The sequence below is a fragment of the Nocardioides sp. Root140 genome, from assembly GCF_001426745.1.
Classification (GTDB): domain Bacteria; phylum Actinomycetota; class Actinomycetes; order Propionibacteriales; family Nocardioidaceae; genus Nocardioides.
Genome location: NZ_LMFI01000002.1, coordinates 65,498 through 86,008 on the forward strand (window position 1 = coordinate 65,498; position 20,511 = coordinate 86,008).

The 20,511-nt window shown below is 71.3% G+C and carries 17 protein-coding genes, 1 tRNA gene and 1 other RNA gene; 11 read left to right on the forward strand and 8 right to left on the reverse strand.

The window, feature by feature from the left end; all coding sequences use genetic code 11:
• The 3 genes from ASD30_RS07905 to ASD30_RS07915 all read right to left on the reverse strand — a co-directional run bounded on the left by ASD30_RS07905 (nt 1) and on the right by ASD30_RS07915 (nt 3,309).
• A complete protein-coding gene (locus ASD30_RS07905) occupies nt 1-423 on the reverse strand; it encodes a hypothetical protein (RefSeq protein ID WP_156388556.1) in 423 nt (140 codons plus the stop codon).
• Nucleotides 424-566: 143 nt separating this feature from the next.
• Nucleotides 567-1,733: a pyridoxal phosphate-dependent aminotransferase gene (locus ASD30_RS07910; RefSeq protein ID WP_056679693.1), complete on the reverse strand. Its 1,167-nt coding sequence runs from the start codon at nt 1,731-1,733 to the stop codon at nt 567-569.
• A 100-nt stretch (nt 1,734-1,833) separates the two neighbouring features.
• On the reverse strand, nt 1,834-3,309 hold the full coding sequence (locus tag ASD30_RS07915) for an FAD-binding protein (RefSeq protein WP_056679696.1): 1,476 nt from the start codon (nt 3,307-3,309) through the stop codon (nt 1,834-1,836).
• An 86-nt stretch (nt 3,310-3,395) separates the two neighbouring features.
• Here ASD30_RS07915 and ASD30_RS07920 point away from each other — a divergent pair, with 86 nt between their 5' ends.
• Nucleotides 3,396-4,916, forward strand: a complete 1,521-nt coding sequence (locus ASD30_RS07920; RefSeq protein WP_056679699.1) for a potassium/proton antiporter — start codon at nt 3,396-3,398, stop codon at nt 4,914-4,916.
• A 2-nt stretch (nt 4,917-4,918) separates the two neighbouring features.
• Here ASD30_RS07920 and ASD30_RS07925 read toward each other — a convergent pair whose 3' ends face one another.
• Both ASD30_RS07925 and ASD30_RS07930 read right to left on the reverse strand, forming a co-directional pair.
• Nucleotides 4,919-5,437 (reverse strand): LytR C-terminal domain-containing protein, encoded by a 519-nt coding sequence (locus tag ASD30_RS07925; protein ID WP_056679702.1) that lies wholly within the window; start codon nt 5,435-5,437, stop codon nt 4,919-4,921.
• Nucleotides 5,437-5,733, reverse strand: coding sequence for a type II toxin-antitoxin system VapB family antitoxin (locus ASD30_RS07930; protein WP_056679706.1), 297 nt, complete (start codon nt 5,731-5,733; stop codon nt 5,437-5,439). Before ASD30_RS07930 ends, ASD30_RS07925 begins: the two co-directional genes overlap by 1 nt.
• A gap of 101 nt (nt 5,734-5,834) precedes the next feature.
• Here ASD30_RS07930 and ASD30_RS07935 point away from each other — a divergent pair, with 101 nt between their 5' ends.
• The gene (locus tag ASD30_RS07935) at nt 5,835-6,491 is read left to right on the forward strand and encodes a LysE family translocator (protein WP_056679709.1); all 657 of its coding nucleotides are present in this window, start codon (nt 5,835-5,837) and stop codon (nt 6,489-6,491) included.
• A gap of 5 nt (nt 6,492-6,496) precedes the next feature.
• On the opposite strand, the gene ASD30_RS07940 is transcribed toward ASD30_RS07935, so the two are convergent.
• The gene (locus ASD30_RS07940) at nt 6,497-6,877 is read right to left on the reverse strand and encodes a VOC family protein (protein ID WP_056679712.1); all 381 of its coding nucleotides are present in this window, start codon (nt 6,875-6,877) and stop codon (nt 6,497-6,499) included.
• 96 nt (nt 6,878-6,973) lie between these two features.
• On the opposite strand from ASD30_RS07940, the gene ASD30_RS07945 reads away from it, so the two are divergent.
• Nucleotides 6,974-8,590: a helicase HerA-like domain-containing protein gene (locus ASD30_RS07945; RefSeq protein ID WP_056679714.1), complete on the forward strand. Its 1,617-nt coding sequence runs from the start codon at nt 6,974-6,976 to the stop codon at nt 8,588-8,590.
• A gap of 125 nt (nt 8,591-8,715) precedes the next feature.
• On the opposite strand, the gene eccCa is transcribed toward ASD30_RS07945, so the two are convergent.
• On the reverse strand, nt 8,716-12,699 hold the full coding sequence (eccCa, locus tag ASD30_RS07950; RefSeq protein ID WP_056679717.1) for a type VII secretion protein EccCa: 3,984 nt from the start codon (nt 12,697-12,699) through the stop codon (nt 8,716-8,718).
• A gap of 147 nt (nt 12,700-12,846) precedes the next feature.
• On the opposite strand from eccCa, the gene ASD30_RS26855 reads away from it, so the two are divergent.
• The 6 genes from ASD30_RS26855 to ASD30_RS07980 all read left to right on the forward strand — a co-directional run bounded on the left by ASD30_RS26855 (nt 12,847) and on the right by ASD30_RS07980 (nt 19,062).
• A complete protein-coding gene (locus tag ASD30_RS26855; protein WP_056679720.1) occupies nt 12,847-14,211 on the forward strand; it encodes a hypothetical protein in 1,365 nt (454 codons plus the stop codon).
• 122 nt (nt 14,212-14,333) lie between these two features.
• Nucleotides 14,334-14,654: a WXG100 family type VII secretion target gene (locus ASD30_RS26860; RefSeq protein ID WP_162250924.1), complete on the forward strand. Its 321-nt coding sequence runs from the start codon at nt 14,334-14,336 to the stop codon at nt 14,652-14,654.
• Between the two features lie 28 nt (nt 14,655-14,682).
• Complete coding sequence (locus tag ASD30_RS07965; RefSeq protein WP_056679725.1) at nt 14,683-14,979, forward strand: WXG100 family type VII secretion target; 297 nt, start codon at nt 14,683-14,685, stop codon at nt 14,977-14,979.
• Nucleotides 14,980-15,091: 112 nt separating this feature from the next.
• Nucleotides 15,092-16,450, forward strand: a complete 1,359-nt coding sequence (gene eccD, locus ASD30_RS07970; protein WP_056679728.1) for a type VII secretion integral membrane protein EccD — start codon at nt 15,092-15,094, stop codon at nt 16,448-16,450.
• A gap of 6 nt (nt 16,451-16,456) precedes the next feature.
• Nucleotides 16,457-17,857: a type VII secretion protein EccB gene (locus ASD30_RS07975; protein WP_056679731.1), complete on the forward strand. Its 1,401-nt coding sequence runs from the start codon at nt 16,457-16,459 to the stop codon at nt 17,855-17,857.
• Nucleotides 17,845-19,062, forward strand: coding sequence for a S8 family serine peptidase (locus ASD30_RS07980; RefSeq protein WP_056679733.1), 1,218 nt, complete (start codon nt 17,845-17,847; stop codon nt 19,060-19,062). The genes ASD30_RS07975 and ASD30_RS07980 overlap by 13 nt, the downstream gene beginning before the upstream one ends.
• A gap of 127 nt (nt 19,063-19,189) precedes the next feature.
• Here ASD30_RS07980 and ASD30_RS07985 read toward each other — a convergent pair.
• Nucleotides 19,190-19,277: transfer RNA gene (locus ASD30_RS07985), tRNA-Ser, on the reverse strand.
• 96 nt (nt 19,278-19,373) lie between these two features.
• Here ASD30_RS07985 and ffs point away from each other — a divergent pair.
• Nucleotides 19,374-19,464: signal recognition particle sRNA small type (ffs, locus tag ASD30_RS25980), an RNA gene on the forward strand.
• Nucleotides 19,465-19,512: 48 nt separating this feature from the next.
• A complete protein-coding gene (locus ASD30_RS07990; protein WP_056679736.1) occupies nt 19,513-20,487 on the forward strand; it encodes a hypothetical protein in 975 nt (324 codons plus the stop codon).
• Nucleotides 20,488-20,511 lie beyond the last annotated feature (24 nt).

The window sequence follows — 20,511 nt, forward strand, 5'->3', positions numbered from 1 at the left end:
TCAGAGTCCCGGAAGGTTGACGGTCAGCCAGTCCTTGTGGCCCGGGGCGGGCGGCACGAACTGGTCGAGGGTGCGGTCGACGTCGGTCGCGTCGATGGTGACGCCGGCCGGAGTGTCCTGGGCCTGTTGTGCGGCGATGCGGGTGCGGGCGTCGGCGACCAGCGAGTGGGCCTTGCGCTCGATGCCGTCGATGGAGTCCTTGAGGCGCTCGACCTCGGCGACGTGCCGGGTGAGTGACTCGGCCGCGGTCTCGTGCTGTGCGGCACAGTCGCGGAGGTGGGCGGCCCGGTCGTGGATGCGGGCCCGCATGTCGGCGGCCGCCCTGCCCTCCCAGTTGATGGACTCGATCTGTGCGATCAGTCGGTCGGCCATCGCACGGATGTCAGTGCACTGCTCTCGCAGTTGGGATGCGCGCTTGCGCATGGCGGCAGAGTCGCCGTACATGGATCACCTCTCAAGTTGCCGGGTGTGTACCCCCGTATGAGCGGTTCAAACCACTCAACCGAACTTCTCTTCCCCGAGTGGTCAAGCCCTAAACCTTCTCCCGCGCCGAGAGTAGCCGAGGCTCAGCCGAGGTACGTCGCCAGACGGTCGAGTCCGGTCGCGATTTCACCGGAGGACCCGGCGAAGCTGAACCGGATCGTGCGGTTCCCCTTCTCGGTGTCGAAGTCGACGCCGGGGGCCACGGCGACGCCCGTCGCGTCGAGCAGGTCCAGGCACCAGGCCATCGAGTCGTCGGTGAGGTGGCCGATGTCGGCGTACGCGTAGAACGCGCCGTCTGCCGGCGCCAGCTCAGTGATCCCGAGTCGCGGAAGTCCCTCGAGCAGCATCGCCCGGTTGTGCGCGTAGCGTCGGACGTGGCCGTCGAGCTCGTCGTACGCCGCCTCGGTGAAGGCCGCGATCGCCGCGTGCTGGGCGATCGCCGGAGGGCAGATCGTGAAGTTTCCGGTGAGTACGTCGACGGGCCGGCGCAGACGCTCGGGCACCAGCATCCAGCCGATCCGCCACCCGGTCATGGAGAAGTACTTCGAGAACGAGGAGAACACGATCGCCTCGCGCGAGGTCTCCCAGGCGCTGCGGCTCAGCGGTTCCTCGGCGTACTCGATGCCGTGGTAGATCTCGTCGCTGACCAGCTGCACCGCATGGGTCTCGCACCAGGTGGCCAGGGCGGCCAGCTCCTCCGGTAGCAGCATCGTGCCGGTCGGGTTGGCCGGGCTGGCCACCACGAGGCCCTTGATGTCGTCGAGCTGCTCGAGCTGGGCCACAGTGGGCTGGAAGCGGGTCTCGGCGCCGCAGTCGAGCTCGACCACCTCGCAGCCCAGGGCGCGGAGCACGTTGCGGTAGCAGGCGTAGCCGGGCCGGGCCATCGCCACCCGGTCGCCCGGCTCGAACGCGGCGAGGAAGGCCAGCAGGAAGCCGCCGCTGGAGCCGGTGGTGACGACCACGTCGTCGCGGTGCACGTCGATGCCGTGCATGCGCTGGTGGTGTCCGGCGATCGCTTCGCGGAGGTCGGGGATCCCGGTGGCCACGGTGTAGCCCAACGGGTCGCCGCTGCCGAGCAGCCGGATCGCCTCGGCCAGCACCGGTGCGGGGGCGCCGCTGCTGGGTTGGCCGGCGACGAAGTTGACCATGTCGCCGTGGCTGCGCTGGCGCTCACCTGACGCAGCCAGCAGGTCCATCACGTGGAACGGCGGGACGTTGGCGCGGCTGGCGACGGTGTAGCGGTCGGTCATGGGCCCCAGTGTGGCGTGCGCGTCCGCGGGCGCATCAAGAACCCGGTGTTCGCGCGTCAAGAACCCGGTGTTCGCGCGTCAAGAACCCACGGTTCGCGCATCAGGAAGGCACGGGTTGTGCGGCGTGGCGGCCGGCCCGGCGTCCGAAGTAGGAGCCCTCCCCGAGCTGGGTCCCGGAGGCGTAGCCCTTGGCGTCCTGGGCGATGTTGGACGCGCAGGCGCCGGCGGCGTACAACCCGGTGATCGGCGCGCCGCCCTCGCGCAGCACCCGGCCGTCGACGTCGGTGACCAGGCCGCCCATCGTGAAGCCGGCATAGAGCGCCGTGCCGAGGGTGAGGTCGAAGGCGCCCCACGGGCCGGTGTCCTGCGGCTCCAGCCATTCGGGCTGCTTGTGGAAGTCGGGGTCCTCGCCGCGCGCCGCGTTCTCGTTGTACGCCGCCAGGGTGGCGGTCAGCGACCCGACCGGCAGGCCGAGGGCGGTCTCCATCTCCTCGACGGTCTCCCAACCGTCGATGAACGGCGCCAGCGGGAAGGCGGGGTGCTCGATGTGCGCGCTGTCCACGATGAGGTACGCCGCGTGGTCGGGCTGGTCCATCACGAACGCCGAGGTGCGGGAGTGGTAGGAGTCCTCGGCGACGAAGCGCCGGCCCTCCTTGTTGACCACGATGCCCGTGACCAGCCGCGACGGCGGGTAGAACGGCGCGGTGATGAACGCCTCCTCCATGAAGGCGGTCGCGGCGCCCACCGACTCCCCGAGCCGGATGCCCAGCCCGTCGTCGTACGTCGTCCCGAGCACGAAGGGCTTCTCGGCCAGGTTGGGGGTGAACTTCGCGACCATGTCCTTGTTCATCACGAAGCCGCCGGCGGCCAGCACGACCGACCGGGTCCGGATCAGACCGGTCTCGGTGAACCTCCGCCAGCGGACGCCGACCACGTCGCCGGCCCCTTCTCCGGTCGAACCGCTGGTGACCAGCGCGTTCGCACCGGTCTCGTAGCGCACGTCGACGCCCTCGTCGGCGAGCCGGTCGCGCAGCAGGTCCATCACCAGCCGGGTGCCCTCGGTGTCACCGGCGACCGGGACCTTGTGCCCGCGTGGCGCGGGGGCCGCCTGGTCGACGAAGGGGTGGACCTTCTCGTTGCCGGTGTACATCAGCCCCTCGGTGCCGGGCTGGATGACGGCCTTCTTGTCGTGGAAGGACCGCTCGAAGGAGAAGCCCAGCGCCTCGAGCCAGGTGAAGTGCTCGACGCTCTCCTCGCAGTAGGCGCGGATCTTGGCGGCGCCGGGCTCGCGGGAGACGGCGGTCAGGTAGTCGACCATCGCCTCGACGGAGTCGGGGTGGCCGGTGGCCTCCTGGACCGGCGTACCACCGCCGAGGTAGAACGCGCCGCCGCTCATGGCCGACGTGCCGCCGTGCACCGCGGACCGCTCGAGGAGTACGACGCGAGCGCCCGAGCGAGCCGCCTCGAGGGCCGCGCACCCGCCGGCGATGCCGAAGCCGACGACCACCACGTCGCAGTCCTCGTGCTCGGTGAGGCTCGCAGCGTCGAGGACCTCGGGCAGGTCGGTTCCACTCATGCCGAGCAGGTTAGGCGAAAACTAGAACAAGTTCCAGATTTTGTCCACGATAGGATTCAGGCCCGCTCCCGAACTGCGAGGTGCCCTTGACCTTCGACGCCCACCAGCTCGATCAATTCCTGTTGCTGGGCTCGATCGTCACCCTGGCCGCGATCCTCGCGGTGCGCCTCTCCAGCCGGGCCGGGCTGCCCAGCCTGTTGATCTACCTGCTGATGGGCGTCGCCCTCGGGGAGGCCGGCGTCGGCATCGCCTTCGAGGACGCCGCGATGGCCCACGCCATCGGGTTCGGGGCGCTCGCGCTGATCCTTGCCGAGGGTGGCATCAGCACCAAGTGGTCCGAGATCCGGCCGGTGATCGGCCTGGGCGCCTCGCTGGCCACCCTCGGCGTGGTCGTCAGCGTCGCGGTGATGGCGGTCGCCGGCCACTTCCTGCTCGGACTCCCGTGGGAGCTGGCCATCCTCCTCGGCGCGGTGTGCTCGCCGACCGACGCCGCGGCCGTCTTCTCGGTGCTCCGCGTGGTGCCGCTCCCTCGACGGATCACCGGAACTCTCGAGGCCGAGTCCGGCCTGAACGACGCCCCGACCGTGGTGCTCGTCGCACTGATCTCCAGCGGAGCGCTGGCCGAGGACTCGATCTTCGAGATCGCCGGCGTCATCGTGTACGAGCTCGTGGCCGGTGTCGGGATCGGCCTCGCCGTCGGCTTCGGCGGGGCCTGGATCATGCGCCGCATCGCGTTGCCGTCCTCCGGCCTCTACCCGCTGGCGATCCTCTCGCTGGCCACCGGTGCGTACGCCGTCGCGGCAGCCGCGCACGCCTCCGGATTCGCCGCGATCTACGTGGCCGCGCTGGTCCTCGGCAACACCGAGCTGCCCCACCGCGCGGCCACCAAGTCCTTCACCGAGGGCATCGGCTGGATGGCCCAGATCGGCCTGTTCGTGATGCTCGGGCTGCTGCTCTCCCCGGGGCGCATCACCGCGCAGACCGTCGGGTTCGCGCTGGTCGCCGGCATCGTCCTCACCGTGGTCGCCCGCCCGATCTCGGTGCTGGTCAGCTCGGTGGTGCGCCCGATGCCGTGGCGCGACCTCACCTTCATCTCGTGGGCCGGCCTGCGCGGGGCGGTGCCGATCGTGCTCACCACGATCCCGCTCGCCGAGGGCGTCGACGACTCCCAGCAGCTCTTCGACATCGTCTTCATCATGGTCATCGTCTTCACGGTGGTGACCGGCCCGACGCTCCCGTTGCTGGCCCGGGTGCTGCACGTCGCCCGCCGGTCCGAGCCGCGCGACCTCGACGTCGAGGCCGCGCCCCTCGAACGCATCGCCGCCGACCTGCTGCAGGTCACCATCAGCCCGGTCTCACGCATGCACGGGGTCGAGGTGGGTGAGCTGCGGTTGCCCCAGGGCGCTTCGGTCGCGCTGGTCATCCGCGACGGGGAGTCGCGGGTGCCGGAACGACGTACGGTCCTGCGACGCGGTGACGAGCTGCTCGTGGTGACCCCGCGCCGGCTGCGTGCGCGCACCGACGAACGGCTTCGCGAGGTCTCGCGCGGTGGACGGCTCGCCCAGTGGCTCGGCCAGGACCACGACCGCGGCGAACCCGACGACTGACGTCAGTCGACCGGGGGACGACACACGACGGTGTCCTTGGTGACGGGGACGGACTTCTTGGCGCGCTTGCTGAGCTTGGTGTACTTGTCGCCGACCACCACGACGATGCCGATGCCGAGCATGTCCTTGCCGGTGACGACGGGGGTGCCGGGTCCGAACTGTGACGCGACCAGGCGCGCGGCCGGGTTGTTCCTGGCGTCGGCGCGGACCTCCACACGGTCGACCTTGGCCGAGCTGGCGTTGCCGCTGGAGCCGGTGCCGAACCCGCGCAGGATCAGCTTCTCCATGGTCTGGCTGGCCAGACCCGACGTGCGCCCCGCGTTGTAGACGCTCACCGTGATGTCGCCCGGCCGCACCTTGGTGCCGGCCTTGAGGGTGTGGTCCTCGCAGGCCGGTTTCTCGTCGGCGACGATCGAGTCGGGCAGGCCGCGGGTCAACTGGGAGAACCCGAAGACCGCCATGAGCACGCAGATGACACCGAGCACGGCCAGGGTCACGGTCGAGGTCTGGCGCTCGCCCATCAGTCCTCCAACACGTGCACGCGGGCGTGCAGCACGTTGCGTTGCTGGAGCGCTGCCCGCAGGGCGCGGTGCAGGCCGTCCTCGAGGTAGAGCTCGCGGCGCCAGTAGACGACGTGGGCGAAGAGGTCGCCGTAGAACGTGCCGTCCTCGTCGAGCAGGGAGCCCAGGTGGAGGGTGTCCTTGGTGGTGATCAGCTCGTCGAGGCGCACCTGTCGCGGCGCCACCTGCGACCAGCCACGGGAGTCGAGCCCGTGGTCGGGGTAGGGGCGGCTGTCACCCACGCGCTTGAAGATCACGCGGCCGACTATAACGAGACCGCCCCACGTTCACGGCTTCGGCGGTGCCCGGGAGGCCGGGGACCGGAATCACGTGGCGGACTCTCGGGACAGACCGCACAATGGATTCCGTGCCGTCGACCAATGCCCTGATCGCGTTCGTGATCGCCTCGATCCTGTTCATCCAGGTGCCGGGGCCCAGCCTGCTGTTCACGATCGGCCGCGCGCTCACCGTCGGCCGCCGTGAGGCGCTGCTGTCAGTGCTCGGCAACGCGCTCGGGCTGATCGCCCAGGTGCTCGGGGTCGCCCTCGGTCTCGGGGCGCTGGTCGCCGCGTCGGCCGCGGCGTACACCCTGCTCAAGCTCGTGGGTGCGGCGTACGTCGTCTACCTCGGCGTCCAGGCGATCCGGCACCGGGCCGACGCTCGCCGGGCGATGGAGTCATCCGAGGAGGTGCGCGCGTCGGGCTCGACGCTCGGCTCGGTGTGGACCGGCTTCCTCGTGGGCGCCACCAACCCGAAGTCGATCGTCTTCTTCGCGGCGTTCCTGCCGCAGTTCGTCGACCCGACGGCCCCCGCAGCTCCGCAGCTGCTCCTGCTCGGCGCCGTCTTCGGGGTCCTGGCGGTCTGCTCCGACTCCTGCTGGGCGCTGGCCGCCAGCCGGGCCCGCGACTGGTTCGCCCGCAAGCCGCAGCGGCTCGACCGCCTCGGTGTCACGGGCGGCGTGATGATGGTCGGGCTGGGCGCCGGGCTCGCCGCGACCGGCAACACCACGCACTGAGCCGCTCAGCCGCCGCCGTACGGCACGGTGATGATCTCCATGCTGTGCCCGTCGGGGTCGAGCCAGTAGAGGCCCTTGCCGCCGTCGTTGGTGTTGATCTCGCCCTCGACCCGGTGGAACGGGTCGGCCCAGTAGGTCAGGCCCCGCGCGACGATCCGCTGGCGGATCGGCTCGAACGAGGCGTCGTCGACCAGGAACGCGTAGTGCTGCGGATGCGGCGTGCCGTGGTCGTCGGCGTAGTCGAGGGACACGTCGTTGTCGATCTGCACCACCACGAACGGGCCGTACGTCGTGGGCTCGGGCAGGTCGAGGATCTCGACGAGGTGCCGTGAGGACGCTGCCTTGTCGGTGCAGTGGACGATGGTGTGGTTCAAGCTGATGCTCATCTGTCTTCGCCTCCGGTTCCATCCTGCGCCGGGTCGCCGCCCGATCGCCACCTGATATCCGGGACGGCCTGCCGGGGCACGACCTAGTCTTCGGTCATGAGCGAGACGCCCGCAGCTCCTGAGGCCAGTCCGATCGTCGACGCGGTGCGTCCCGGCTATGCGTTCGAGGGCCCCGCCCTCGAGCTCGGCGGGTTGATGCTGAACGCCACCGACCTCTCCGACGTGCACATCCGCATCCCGCTCGCCATGGTCAACCGGCACGGCCTGGTCGCCGGCGCCACCGGCACCGGCAAGACCAAGACCCTGCAGCTGCTGGCCGAGCAGCTCAGCGCCAACGGGGTGCCGGTCTTCGCAGCCGACATCAAGGGAGACCTCTCGGGTCTCAGCGTGCCCGGCGAAGGTGGCGAGAAGATCAGCTCCCGTGCGGCGAGCGTCGGCCAGCAGTGGACCGCCACGGCCTTCCCGGTCGAGTTCTTCGCCCTCGGTGGCGAGGGCACCGGCTCTCCGCTGCGGGTCACGATGAGCGCCTTCGGGCCGCTGCTGCTCTCGAAGGTGCTCGGCCTCAACGCCACCCAGGAGTCGTCGCTCGGCCTGGTCTTCCACTACGCCGACAAGGCCGGGCTTCCCTTGCTGGACCTGGCCGACCTGCGCGCCGTCGTACAACACCTGACCAGCGACGAGGGCAAGCCCGAGCTGAAGGAGCTCGGCGGGCTCTCGTCGTCCACCGCGGGGGTGATCCTGCGCGAGCTGATCGGCTTCCAGGACCAGGGCGCCGACGCGTTCTTCGGCGAGCCCGAGTTCGAGTCCAGTGACTTCTTGCGTACGACGTCCGAGGGCAAGGGCGTCATCTCTCTTGTCGAGCTGCCGAACCTGCAGGACCGTCCGGCGGTCTTCTCCACCTTCCTGATGTGGCTGCTGGCCGACCTGTTCCACGACCTGCCCGAGGTCGGCGACGTCGACAAGCCGAAGCTGGTCTTCTTCTTCGACGAGGCGCACCTGCTCTTCAAGGACGCCTCCCCGGACTTCCTCGACCAGATCGCCCAGACCGTGCGGCTGATCCGCTCCAAGGGCGTCGGCGTCTTCTTCGTGACCCAGAGCCCGACCGACGTGCCCGACGAGGTGCTGGCCCAGCTCGGCTCGCGCGTGCAGCACCAGCTGCGGGCCCACACGCCCAACGACGCCAAGGCGCTCAAGGCCACCGTCAACACCTACCCCAACTCGGCGTACGACGACCTCGGTGAGGTGATCACCTCGCTCGGCATCGGCGAGGCGGTCGTGACGGTGATGAACGAGCGTGGCGCCCCGACACCGGTGGCGTGGACCCGCCTGCGCGCACCCGAGTCGCTGATGGGCACGGCCGACGCCACGGCGATGGACGCGGCGGTCAAGGCGTCGCCGCTGTTCGCGAAGTACTCCGCCACCGTCGATCGTGAGTCGGCTCGCGAGATCCTCGCCGCCAAGCTCGACGCGGGTGCCGCGCAGGCCGAGGCCGAGGCGGCGGCGAAGGCCGGCGCCGAGGAGCAGACGGCCCTCCAGAAGGAGGCCGACCGGCTGGCGAAGGAGTCGCGCAAGCGGACCACGAGCCGGTCATCGACAAGGAGGGAGAAGAGCACCGTCGAGGAGGTGCTCGGCAACACCGCGGTCAAGCAGGTGCTGCGCACCGCGGCGCGTGAGTTCGTGCGCGGCATGTTCGGGGCAGGCCGCCGCCGATGACCCGTCGCGAACTCTGATCGACCTGTCGCCAGTTCTGATCGACCTGTCGTGAGTTCTGGTCGACCTGTCGCCAGTTTCCGCACGGCGCAGAAACTGGCGACGGGTCGACCGAAACTGGCGACAGGTCAACTCGTGGGGTCGGTCCAGGCGAGCTGAACGGCCTCGACGCCCTGGTCGCGTGTGATCAGGCGACCCCGGCCCGGCGGCGAGGGCGTGGGCCGCAGGTTGCCGAGCAGGGCGCCCTCCTCGGGGTTGCCGGACAGCATGATGCCCGGCATGGCCAGGTCACGGAGGGTCTGGATGACCGGGTCGTACATCGCCCGTGAGGCGCCACCGGAGCGACGGGTGACGATGAGGTGGAAGCCGGTGTCACGGGCCTGGGCCAGCAGCGGGGCCAGCGCGTGCACCGGTGATCCCTGCTGGGTGGCGACCAGGTCGTAGTCGTCGACCAGCACGTAGGCGTCGGCGCCGGTCCACCACGACCGGTTGCGCAGCTGGTCGGGCGTCACGTCGGGCCCGGGCAACCGGTTGGTGAGGTAGGCCGCGAGGTCCTTGAGCGCGGGCGTCGCCTGGGTCGCGCTGGTGAGGTAGTCGAGGTTGTAGTCCTCGGGGATCTCGCCGAGCAGCGAGCGCCGGTAGTCGACCGCGATGATCTGGGCCTCCCTGGGCGACTTCGTGCGCACGATCTCCTGCACGATCGACCGGAGCAGCGCGCTCTTGCCCGACTGGCCGTCGCCGAGCACCAGCAGGTGCGGCTCGGTGTCGGGGTCGAGCATGACCGGGGCCAGCTCCTTCTCGTTGACGCCGAGCAGCAGCGAGCGCGCGGCGGAGTCCCCGGCCTGCTCGCGCAGCTGGTCCAGGGTGATCTTCGACGGCAGCAGGCGCACCTTCGGCCCGGCCGGTCCGCGCCAGGCCGCGGTCGAGCGACGGACCAGCGACTCGATCCCGTCGCCGAGCGTGGTTCCGTCGGCGACGCCGTCGATGCGGGGCAGGGCGCCGAGGAAGTGCAGCTTGCCCGTCAACAGGCCACGCCCGGGGCGTGAGGCGGGCACCAGCTGGGCCGCCTTGCGGTCGATCTCGGAGTCGAGCGGGTCGCCCAGGCGCAGCTCGAGCCGGGTGCCGAAGATGTCGCGCAGCGCCGCCCGGAAGTCGGCCCAGCGTCCGGCCGCGACGAGGAGGTGCACGCCGAACGTGAGCCCGCGTTGGGCCAGCGCCTGGAGCTCCAGCTCGATGTCGTCGAAGTCGGAGCGCAGGGTGCTCCACCCGTCGACGACCAGGAACACGTCGCCGTACCCGTCGTCGGCGCGGCCCTGGGCACGTCGGCTGCGGTAGGTCTCGATCGAGTCGATGCCCTGCTCGCGGAACCAGGCCTCGCGCCGGTCGACGACGCCCTTCACCTCGGCCACGATGCGGCGTACGACGTCGGGCTCGGAACGGGTGCCGATGCCTGCGACGTGGGGCAGGTCGGTGAGCGGGGCAAAGCTGCCGCCGCCGAAGTCGAGGACGAAGAACTGGCTCTCGAGCGGCGTGGTGGTCAACGCGAGGCTGGTCACCATCGTGCGGAGCAGGGTGCTCTTGCCGCTGCGGGGGCCGCCGACGACGGCCGCGTGGCCGGCCGCGCCGGTGAGGCTGACCGTCATCGTGTCGCGGCGCTGCTCACGGGGGCGGTCGACGGTGCCGATCGGGATGGTCAGGCCACCCACGGAGCGCCACAACCGGCTGGTCAGCCCGAGGTCCGGGTGCTCGGTGAGGTCGCCCATCAGCTGGTCGAGGGTGTCGGGGACGTCGAGCGGCGGCAGCCAGACCTGGTGGGCAGGCTTGCCCTCGCCGACCATCTTGTCGACGGCGATGTCGAGCAGGGAGTCCTGCTCGCCCTGTGGGGGCATCGGAGCCGGGCTCGCCTCGACGTCGTCGTCGGCCGGCTCGAGTGACTGCACCTCGGCGATCGTGAACGGGAGAATGCCGCGCAGGTTGCCGCCCTCGTCGCGGCGGATCCGGGCCCGCCCGGACGGTGCACCTGACACGTAGGCGGCCTTGAACCGCAACAGGGTCGACTGGTCGGGCTTGAGGTAGCCGAGGCCGGGCACGGCGGGCAGCTCATAGGCGTCGGGTACGCCGAGCACCGTGCGCGACTCCACGGCCGAGAACGTGCGCAGGCCGACCCGGTAGGAGAGGTGCGACTCGAGCCCGCGCAGCCGACCCTCCTCGAGTCGCTGGCTGGCCAGCAGCAGGTGGAGGCCCAGGGAACGACCGAGCCGTCCGACCGCGACGAACAGGTCGATGAACTCGGGCTTGGCCGTGAGCAGCTCGGAGAACTCGTCGACCACGATGAACAGGGACGGCATCGCGGGAAGGTCCTCACCGGCCGCGCGCGCCTTCTCGTAGTCGCGGATCGAGGCGAAGTTGCCGGCGGCGCGCAGGATCTCCTGGCGCCGTACCATCTCGCCGGAGAGTGCGTCCTGCATGCGGTCGACGAGGGTGAGCTCCTCGGCCAGGTTGGTGATCACCGCCGAGACGTGCGGCATGCCGGACATGCCGGCGAAGGTCGCGCCGCCCTTGAAGTCCACCAGCACCATGTTGAGCTGCTCGGGGGAGTGGGTCATCGCGAGACCGAGCACGAGCGTGCGCAGGAACTCGGACTTGCCCGAGCCGGTGGCGCCGATGACCAGACCGTGGGGACCCATGCCCTGCTGGGCGGACTCCTTGAGGTCGAGGTGCACGGGCGACCCGTTGTCCATGACGCCGATCGGCACACGGAGCCGGTCGCGGGCGGGACGCTGGCGCCACGAGGCACGGGTGTCGAACGAGAAGACGTCGCCGAGGCCGAGCAGGTCCATGAAGTCGGTCGGGCCGGCGGACTCGGTGCCGCCCTCGGCGCCGATCGCGACCCTGTTGAGCGGGGCCAGTCGACGGGCGAAGGCCTCCGCGGTGGCGAGGTCCATCTGGTCGGCGAGACCGGCCATCGGGTCGGCCCGCACCCGCAGCGCGTTGATCGGGAGCCGGCCGCCGACGGCAGGTCGGGCGGCGAAGTCGAGGCGCAGCCGGGTCGGGTCGTCGAGCTCGTCCCAGCGCTCGGGGAGGTCGATCAGGGTGACGCCGTGCAGCCCGTCGGGCGGGATGACGTGGTTGCCGGGTGGCAGGAGGGCCCCGTCGATGACGAGCACGATGTGGGGTGTGGACACCCCCTCGTCGGCGCCGAAGCGGGGACGCTCGGAGAGGTCCGGCGGAAGCATGGAGCCGAGGTCGTCGAGGGAGGTCGTGACCATGCGGCGGGGGCCGACGGCGTCACCCTGCTGGCTGCTCAACGAGTGGGGGAGCCACTTCAGCCAGTCCCACTCGGCCAGGCGGTGGGCGCTGCAGAGCACGGCGACGATCAGGTGGTCGGGGCTGTGGAAGGCGGTCGCGGAGCAGATCATCGCCCGGGCGAGGGCCCGTGCCGCCGGCGCCGGTCCGGTCAACTCGATGCGGTCGAACGCGGCCAGGTCGACGGAGGCCGGGAGGTTCGGCTGCACCCGGTGTACGGCGAGGAGTCGGTGCAGTGCGGACGCCGCTGCCGGGTCGACCTGCTCGATGGGTGCGCTCTCGGGCGGCACGAGCTCGAGGCAGAGAGGCTGGGAGGAGAGTCCGTAGCGGACGTGGAGGAAACGGTCGTCGGAGGGCGTGTGCTCCCACAGGCGGAGCCGGTCCTCGGCGATCGACGGCAGGGCCGACGGGTCGGGGTGGTGCCAGTTCAACGCCGCGCGCTGCTTGTCGGCTGCGTCTCGGGCCACCTCGCGGACTCCCGCCAGGTAGCGGAGGTACTCGGTCCGCGACCCGCCGACCTTCTGCTGGCGCTGTTTCCGCTGCCGGTCGATCTGGAGGACGATGAAGCCGAGGGTGGCGAAGAGGAACAGGCCACCGGCGACCAGCCGCTTGCTTCCCCCGCCGTCGTCGCCGCTCATCGTGGCCAGCACCAGGATCGAACCGACGCTGCCCAGCAGCGGGATCGCCATCATCATGGCGTTGCCGGCGCCCTCGTGGGGCTCCAGCTCCGGCGGGGCCTGGAGCGCGACCTTCCCGGTGGGCACCTCCGGCGGGTCGAGCCGGTGTCCACTGCGGAGCGTCGTCACGGCGGCATCCCCCCGAAAAGTCTGATTGAAGAACGTGTGGTTGAGAAAGCGTGGCTCGGTCTCGACGATCCTAGAGGCAATGACTGACGGGTACGGGACGTCGAGCGCTCGTACTACCCTTCCGGCAACAGCCGAAGGGAGTGCGTCGTGTCGGAAGCGGACGTCGCGGACACCGTGGCCATGACGGTGCACGGACCCTCCGGTGCCGTGGACCTCGTGGTCCCCAACGCGGCCTCGGCCGGCGACGTGGCGCGGGAGTACGCCGTGCAGTGCGGGCTCCAGCACGCGCCGGCCCTGTTCACCACCACCGGAACGGCCCTGGCTCCGACCACTCCGATCGCCCTTGCCGGCCTGCGGTCCGGGGCGATGCTGGTGGCCCTCGACGGTCCCCTGCCCACCGGTCCGACCACTCGTCACCCGTCACCGGTCGACGACTCCAGCCTGGCCACGCCGGGTCGGTCGGTGCTCCCTGTCCTCCTGGCCACGCTCGCCGCGGGCCTGGCCGGACTGCTTGCCGCGCACACCGAGTCCGATGGCCTGCGTGAGGCGACCCTCGTGCTGCTCGCCGCCACGGCCGCGGTCGGCGTACTGCCGCTCGGGCGGTTCGTCGACCAGCGCGCGGTGGCCGCGCCGGCCTTCGGTGCCGCCGCGGCGTGGGTCCCGGCCTGGGACCCGTCGCCGTCGACCCTTCCGTTGACCTTCGGCATCGCCGGCCTCGGCGCCGCCGTCACGGCCGCCGTGGGATGCGCCGGCGGTGCCGGCCCGGCCGTCGTGCAGCAGGTCTGGATCGCCAGCGGGGTCGGCGTCTTCGCAGTCTCCGGAAGCTGTGTCCTGGCCGGCTTCGACCCGCAGGTCGCCTGGGCCGCACTGCTCGTGGTCGCCCTGCTCGCCACCCGGTCGGTGGCCGGCCTGGCCGTGAACGTTCCCGACCAGGTGCTCCTCGACCTGGACCGCCTCGCGGTCTCGGCCTGGTCGGCCCGCGACAAGGCCCTTGCCGGGCGCGGCAGCCTGATGATCAAGCAGCCGGCAGTCGTGGCGATCCTCGCTCGTGGCGCCCGCGTCGTCGATGCGTCGGCCGCCGCGATCCTGGTGGTGACGGTGTTCGCCGCGCCGAACCTGCTGCGCTCGGCGACGTACGACGTCGACCGGCCGGGCGCCCGGTGCCTGGTCCTCTTCGCCGGAGCCGGCCTGTTGCTGGCCGCCCGCAGCTTCCGGCACCCGCGGGCCCGGGGGCTCCTGCGTTGCGCCGGCCTCTTCGCCTGGGCCGTGCTCGTGCTCGACGTCGCGACCACGCTGTCGCACCGCTCGCTCCTGTACGTCGCGCTGGCCTGCCTGGTCCTCGGTCTCGGCACGCTGCTGGCTGCGGTGGCGACCGGCCGCGGCTGGCGCTCGGCGCGATGGGCCCGCCGTGCGGAATGGGCCGAGACGGTCGTCGGCGTCCTGGCGATCGGCTCCCTGGTGGTGGCCAGCGGTCTGGTCAGGATCGTCTGGGAGATCCCCTTCACGCGCTGAAATCGGGCGTTCTCAGGCGTGGCCTGTGGACAACCCACATTCGCCGTTTTCCGGGTGGGGGCCCGGGCAGACCTTCCCCGTCGGCACCCGCACCGGGTCGCCGGAAGACGGAAGGAATCCCGATGAGCACACCCGGATCCGGGTACAAGACAACAGACGTGGTCCTCGCCGAGGCGGCCCACGACGTCGAGGGCACCAAGCTCGACCTGCAGGGCATCATCTCCGAGCTGCGCAGTCGCCTCGACGCCCTGAACGGCTCGTGGCAGGGCCGCGGTGGCACCGCGTTCCAGGGTGCGATCCAGGCCTGGCAGCACACCGCTGACCGAGTGGTGGGGGCGATGGGCAACTTCCACGCCAGCCTGACCGGCACCGAGGCCACCTACACCGAGACCGAAGACATCGTGGCCAGCGGCCTCAACCGCTACCAAGACGGCAAGCTTTGAGCTGCCGACCCGACGGAGGAGATGAGACATGGGCGAGAACATTGCAGTCGGATACGAGGCACTCGACGGTGCCGCGGCCTACATCAAGAACCGCGCGATCGACATCGAGGAGAAGCTCGACGCGATGGAGCGGCGGATGCTGGGCCGGGCCGACCAGTGGACCGGTGACGCGTCGCTGGCCTTCAACGAGGCGCGCACCGCGTGGGATGCCGCGATGAACGACATGAAGGAGGTGCTCCAGGACGTCGGCCTGACCGTCGGGCTGTCCAACTCCGAGTACCAGGCCGCCGAGGCCCGCAACGCGCGGCGCTTCCGAGGAGCCTGAGCGCGCTCGGAGTCAGGTGCCGGGGCGGACGTTCCGACGACGGTAGGCTGCACCCGCGGCCCGTCCGCGTACGCCGATCAGCCCGCTCCGAGCACAGAACTGGGGAGAGAGGATGTCCCAAGCCGCGACTCCCGCGAGCACGTCCGGCCTGGTCCGGGTCACGGTCGCCTCCGGCACCCGCCGCGTCGACCTGGTGCTGCCCGGGTCCATCCCGGTGGCGGAGCTCGTGCCCGAGCTGGCCCGCAGCGTGGGACTCCTCGACTCCTCGACCGTGCACGGCGGCTACCGCGTCGTCACCGGTGACGGTCGCGAGCTGGTCAACGACGCCGGCCTGACCATGCAGGGTGTCGAGGACGGCGGCCTGCTGACGGTCGCGGCCGGTGTCGACGATGCGCCGCCACGGGTCTACGACGACGTGGTCGAGGCGATGGCCGATGCCGTCGAACGCGACCTCGAGCCGTGGCAGCCCGCAGCCGGTCGGCGGACCGCCCTGGTGGCCTCGGCCCTGCTGCTCGCCGTCGGCGGCCTCGCCGTCCTGATGCAGCGGGGCTCCGACGTCGCCGCCGCCGCGGCCGGCATCATCTCCGCACTCCTCGTGGTCGGCGCGATCGTGCTCAGCCACGCGCAGCGCGAACGTGAGGCCGCGGTCTGCCTGGCCTGGATGGGTGCGGCGTACGGCGCCGTGGCGGGCCTGATGCTGGTGCCCGACGCGAGCCTGCTCGGCACGCCGCTGGCCGCGGCCGGTCTCGGTGCCCTGGTCGCCGGAGGCGTCGCCCTGGTCGGCCTGGCCGAGGGGCGCGCACTGGTCATCCCGACCGTCGTGGTGGGCAGCGTGTTCGCGGTGGTGGGGCTCGTCTCCGAGGCCGCCGACCTGGACGCCGCGAAGGCGTTCACGATCGTGCTCGCCCTGGTCGTGATGGCCGGCAGCGTGCTGCCGTGGCTGGCCCTCGGTGTCACGCGCACCCGTGTGCAGCAGCTCTACTCCGAGGCCGACATCACCCGCGACCCCACCTCGATCGACCCCGAGACGGTGCGCGACGACGCCCGGCTCGGCCACGAGATCCTGCTCGCCGTCACCGCGGCGGTCGGGGCACTCCTCGTGCTGTGTGCCCCGCTGGCCGTCTCGCTCGGCCTCGCCGGCACGCTGCTCGCCGTGGCAGCGTCCGCCGTGGTGATGCTGCGCACCCGTCAGTACCTCTCCGGCACCGAGGTGCTCGCCGGGCTGGTCGCCGGCACCCTCGGCCTGGTCTCGACCGCTGCGGCGACGCTGGTGCTGCACCCCGACTGGCGAGCGACCGAGGCCGTGGTGCTTGCCGCCGGTGCCGCCGTACTCCTGGCCAGCACGCTGGTCCCGTCGTCGGCATCGGTGCGCCGTGGCCGACTGGGCGACCTGGCCGAGGTTGCTGCGCTGCTGTCGTTGATCCCCCTGCTGGTCCTGGCCAGCGGCCTGTTCGAGCAGCTGCGCGGGTGATGCGCGGTGTCCACCAAGCGTGACCTGGTTGAGGCACACGCCTTCAGCCGCCGGCGCCTCGTCACCGCCTTCGTCAGCGGCGTCCCGGGTGGGCGCGAGGTCGAACCGGTCCGCCAGTCCCGGGTGGTGATCGGCGGACTGGCCCTCGGCGTCCTGCTGGTCGCCGGCGCGGCACTGGCCGCCATCCTGGGCGGCGGCCGCTCGCCGTCCGACTGGCTCGACCCCGGCGTGGTGATCTCCAAGGAGGAGGGCAGTCGCTACGTCGTCCTCACCGAGGGCGGGGACCTCCACCCGGTCCTGAACCCGGTCTCCGCCAAGCTGCTGATCGGCGACTCCGAGCCCAAGGTGGTCCGGCAGGAGCTGATCAACGACCAGCCGCTGGCCGCCCAGATCGGCATCTACGGTGCCCCCGACGGAGTGCCCGACCCCGACTTCCTGCGCTCGACCAACTGGACCGCGTGCACCACTCCCGAGGCGGCCAGCCAGCTGCACATCGGCGACCACCCCACCGCGACCCCGACGCCGGGCGAGGCGATGGTGGCCGTCGTGCGCACCGGCAGGTCCCGCGAGACCCTCTATCTCGTGGCGCCCTCGGCGGAGGCAGAGAACGGCTACTTCCGTTATGAGCTCGGCGCCCGCTCGGTGGCCGGCCCGTTGCTCGGCGACCTCGGTCTGGTCGGTGCCGAGTTCGCGGTCTCGACCCGCTGGATCAACCTGTTCCCTGAGGCCCCGGCCCTGACCCGGGCCAGCTTCGGGCTCCCGTCCGGTTCGCCCCGGATCACCTACGACGTCGGGGCCGGGGCGCGCAGGCTGAAGGTCGGCGACCTGGCCCGCAACCCCAGCTCTGGCCAGGTGTACCTCCTCGGCCCCGACGAGCCGTTGCTGCTCACCGAGTTCTCCGAGCGGGTCTACGGTGCAGTGTCCGATGTCGGCGAGCCCGCGGACATCGAGGGACTCTCCGGGGCGACCCCCGACGATCTGGCCGACTGGCCGGCCACGCTGCCCACCCCGCTCCAGGCCGACGAGGCGTGTGCGCTGCTCGAGTCCGATGCCGGAGAGCCGGCCCGGGTCCTGCTGGCCAGCGATCCCTCCGAGGACGAGAGCGCCGAGGCACTCGACCCCGGCATGGAGAACGTGTCGGTCGAGCCGTCCTACGGCGCCTACGTCAACGTCGGCCAGTTCGGTGACGCCACCGGCGGGTCGCCGGTGCTGATCGACATGAACGCCACCCGCTACCGCCTCGGCGGTGAGGCGGGGCTGGCGGCGAAGATGTTCGGGTACGCCGACTACGACCCGCCCACGGTCCCCGATGCGTGGACCGAGGGGTTCGACTGCGGCCCGGAGCTGTCACAGGAGGCGGCCCGACGGGCTCCGGATCCCCGCGGCATGGCGCGATGCGACGGCTGAGCCTGCTCGCCACGGCCCTGCTCGCGTCGTCCGTGGTGCTCGCGCCCGTGCCGGCGTACGCCGACAGCACGGTGTGCACCACGTCGTCCCCGGGCGACGACGCGCGTTCCACCGATGTCAGCCCGCGTGACGACGAGGAGAACGCCGCCCTCCGGTCGCTGCGCCTCGACGACGTGCACGAGCTGGCCACCGGCGCCGGCGTGGGCGTCGCGGTCATCGACTCCGGCGTGCAGTCCGGCACGGACCTGGTGGCCCGCGAAGGCGCGTCCTTCGCAGGCAAGGGTGCGGTCAAGGACGGGCACGGCACGATCGTGGCCGGCCTGATCGCCGGACGCGGCGACGCCACCGGCCTGGCGCCCGACGCCGACATCGTCTCGGTGCGGGTCAGCTCCTCCGAGCCCGAGCCCGACGACCCCCGGTCAGGGTCGGTGTCGCCCGACGCCGTCGCCTCGGCGATCGAGTGGGTGGTGGCCCACCCCGGCAACGTCCGGGTGATCAACCTGTCGCTCGGTTTCACGTCCCCACACCCCGCGATCACGTCCGCGCTCGACAAGGCGGTCGAGGCGGGCTTCGTCGTCGTGGCCGCGGCCGGCAACCGACCTTCGGTCGACGGCGAGACGCAGACCGACGAGGGCGCGCCGGGCTCGGTGCTCGACGAGGTGCTGTTCCCGGCGAGTCTCGACGAGGTGATCGCGGTGACCGCCCGCGACGCGAGCCTGGCGATGACTGCCGAGTCGGTGCTGACCGGGCCCGAGATCGACGTCTCCGCGCCCGTCGTCGGCCTGCGGTCGGTGATGCTCGACGGCATCGTCTGCGACATCTCCGAGACCGCGTCGAGCTGGGCGGCCGCCGAGGTGTCGGGTCTGGCGGCGCTGATCCTGCAACGCGACCCCGACCTCACTCCGGCCCAGGTCAAGACCCGCATCGAGGTCACCGCGCAGGGCGGCTACCGCGACAGTGCCCTCGACGGGCACGGCATGATCCAGCCGCACGAGGCGCTGACCGCCGTGCTCGACGTCGCGGCCGACGGATCCCTTCGCGGTGCCGGCGACCGTGAGCGGCTGGCGTACCAGGCCCCGCGGCCGCGGGCACAGCACGACGACTTCGCCGAGGGACGCGATCGCGTGCTGTGGTGGGGGATCGGCGCCGGCGGACTGCTGGGGCTGGCCCTGCTGCTGCGCCCGTTGACCGCCCGCCGCCCCTGACCCGCGCCTCACCCCGCATGTAACGCGCCGTCCATGACACTTCGCTCCCGACCGGCAGGGGGCAAAGTGTCAACAGGGGCGCACAAGTGCAAGAACGCCCGGACTGCGAGCAGTCCGGGCGTCCAGGTGGCGGAGGTAGGGGGATTCGAACCCCCGAGGGCGTTAACCCAACCCGCTTTCCAAGCGAGCGCCATAGGCCACTAGGCGATACCTCCGCGGAGGAGATTACCGGTGACTCACGATGGGGAGAAATCCGGCCGACGTGTGCGGCCGCTTTGGCCCTCGCGGAGGCGCTGACCTAGACTCTCCGCAACCCCCCGCGTGGCGGCATCTCGCTGAACTCCCCCAGGGCCGGAAGGCAGCAAGGGCAGGTGAGCTCTGTCGGGTGCGCGGGGGGCCTTTTCGTTCCCGGGCCCGCCCCGACTCGTCGACGCCGCCTATCCTCACCGGATGGACTTCCGACGACGCGGCCTCTCGCTCCTGCTCGTCGGAGCGCTCGGCTTGGCGCTGTCGTCCTGCTCGGACGACGGTGACGCCTCGTCGGAGTCGCCCACCGGCTCTGCTCGGGCGTCGAGCACGCCGCCGCCGGACGCCGTACGCACCGAGGACCTGCCCGCCACGACGGCACCCACGGAGAACCTCGTGCCGAGCGACCTCGCCTCGATCGTCGACGACTACAACGCCAAGGCCAAGCGTCGCCTCGACCACCTGCGCGGGGCCGACGTCAGCTGGCCGCAGTGTCCTGAGGGCGTCGGCATCCCCGAGAAGCGCGGGCAGGGCCAGCCGATGCCGCTCGAGACCGCGCAGTTCGTCATCATCGGCCTCACCAACAGCCCGTCGTTCACCCGCAACCCGTGCCTGGCCGACCAGGTCGCCTGGGTCCGGGACCGCAAGCTGCTCGCGGCGGCGTACGCGATCGTCAGCTACCCCGACGCAGCCACCCTCGAGAAGCTCTCTGACGAGGGGCCGTACGACGGCAGCACCCGCCTCGGCGCCCTGAAGAACGTCGGGTACCAGTCCGCGCTGTTCAACCTCGTCACGATGTCCGACGCCGGCCTCGAGAGCCCGATCGTGTGGCTCGACGTGGAGCCGGTGCCGCTCTTCGAGTGGAGCAACGACAAGCAGGCCAACGCGGCAGTCGTCGAAGGAGCAGTGCGCGGGTACGGCGACCGCGGGGTGCGCGTCGGCTTCTACTCACTTCCGTCGATGTGGAGCAGGATCGTCGGTGACCTGGCCTTCGACGCTCCCGAGTGGCGGCCCGCAGGGATCACCTCGGAGTCCGCCGCACGCGCCCGGTGCGGGGCGGAATGGTCCTTCCAGGGCGGCGACGCGGTGTTCGGGCAATGGGTCCAGGACAGCCGCGACGTCAACGTGACCTGCCCCGGCGTACGCCTCCAACCCGACCGCTGGTTCCACAAGTTCTGACCCCGGACCGAGCCGGCCGAGCAG

Coding starts and splice junctions, on each gene's coding strand:
- ASD30_RS07945 (WP_056679714.1), top strand. CDS start 6,974: ATGAGCGAGACGCCCGCAGCTCCTGAGGCCAGTCCGATCGTCGACGCG.
- ASD30_RS26860 (WP_162250924.1), top strand. CDS start 14,334: ATGAGCACACCCGGATCCGGGTACAAGACAACAGACGTGGTCCTCGCC.
- ASD30_RS07935 (WP_056679709.1), top strand. CDS start 5,835: ATGGATTCCGTGCCGTCGACCAATGCCCTGATCGCGTTCGTGATCGCC.
- ASD30_RS07980 (WP_056679733.1), top strand. CDS start 17,845: ATGCGACGGCTGAGCCTGCTCGCCACGGCCCTGCTCGCGTCGTCCGTG.
- ASD30_RS07910 (WP_056679693.1), bottom strand. CDS start 1,733: ATGACCGACCGCTACACCGTCGCCAGCCGCGCCAACGTCCCGCCGTTC.
- ASD30_RS07925 (WP_056679702.1), bottom strand. CDS start 5,437: ATGGGCGAGCGCCAGACCTCGACCGTGACCCTGGCCGTGCTCGGTGTC.
- ASD30_RS07915 (WP_056679696.1), bottom strand. CDS start 3,309: ATGAGTGGAACCGACCTGCCCGAGGTCCTCGACGCTGCGAGCCTCACC.
- eccD (WP_056679728.1), top strand. CDS start 15,092: ATGTCCCAAGCCGCGACTCCCGCGAGCACGTCCGGCCTGGTCCGGGTC.
- ASD30_RS07990 (WP_056679736.1), top strand. CDS start 19,513: ATGGACTTCCGACGACGCGGCCTCTCGCTCCTGCTCGTCGGAGCGCTC.
- ASD30_RS07940 (WP_056679712.1), bottom strand. CDS start 6,877: ATGAGCATCAGCTTGAACCACACCATCGTCCACTGCACCGACAAGGCA.
- ASD30_RS07965 (WP_056679725.1), top strand. CDS start 14,683: ATGGGCGAGAACATTGCAGTCGGATACGAGGCACTCGACGGTGCCGCG.
- ASD30_RS07905 (WP_156388556.1), bottom strand. CDS start 423: ATGCGCAAGCGCGCATCCCAACTGCGAGAGCAGTGCACTGACATCCGT.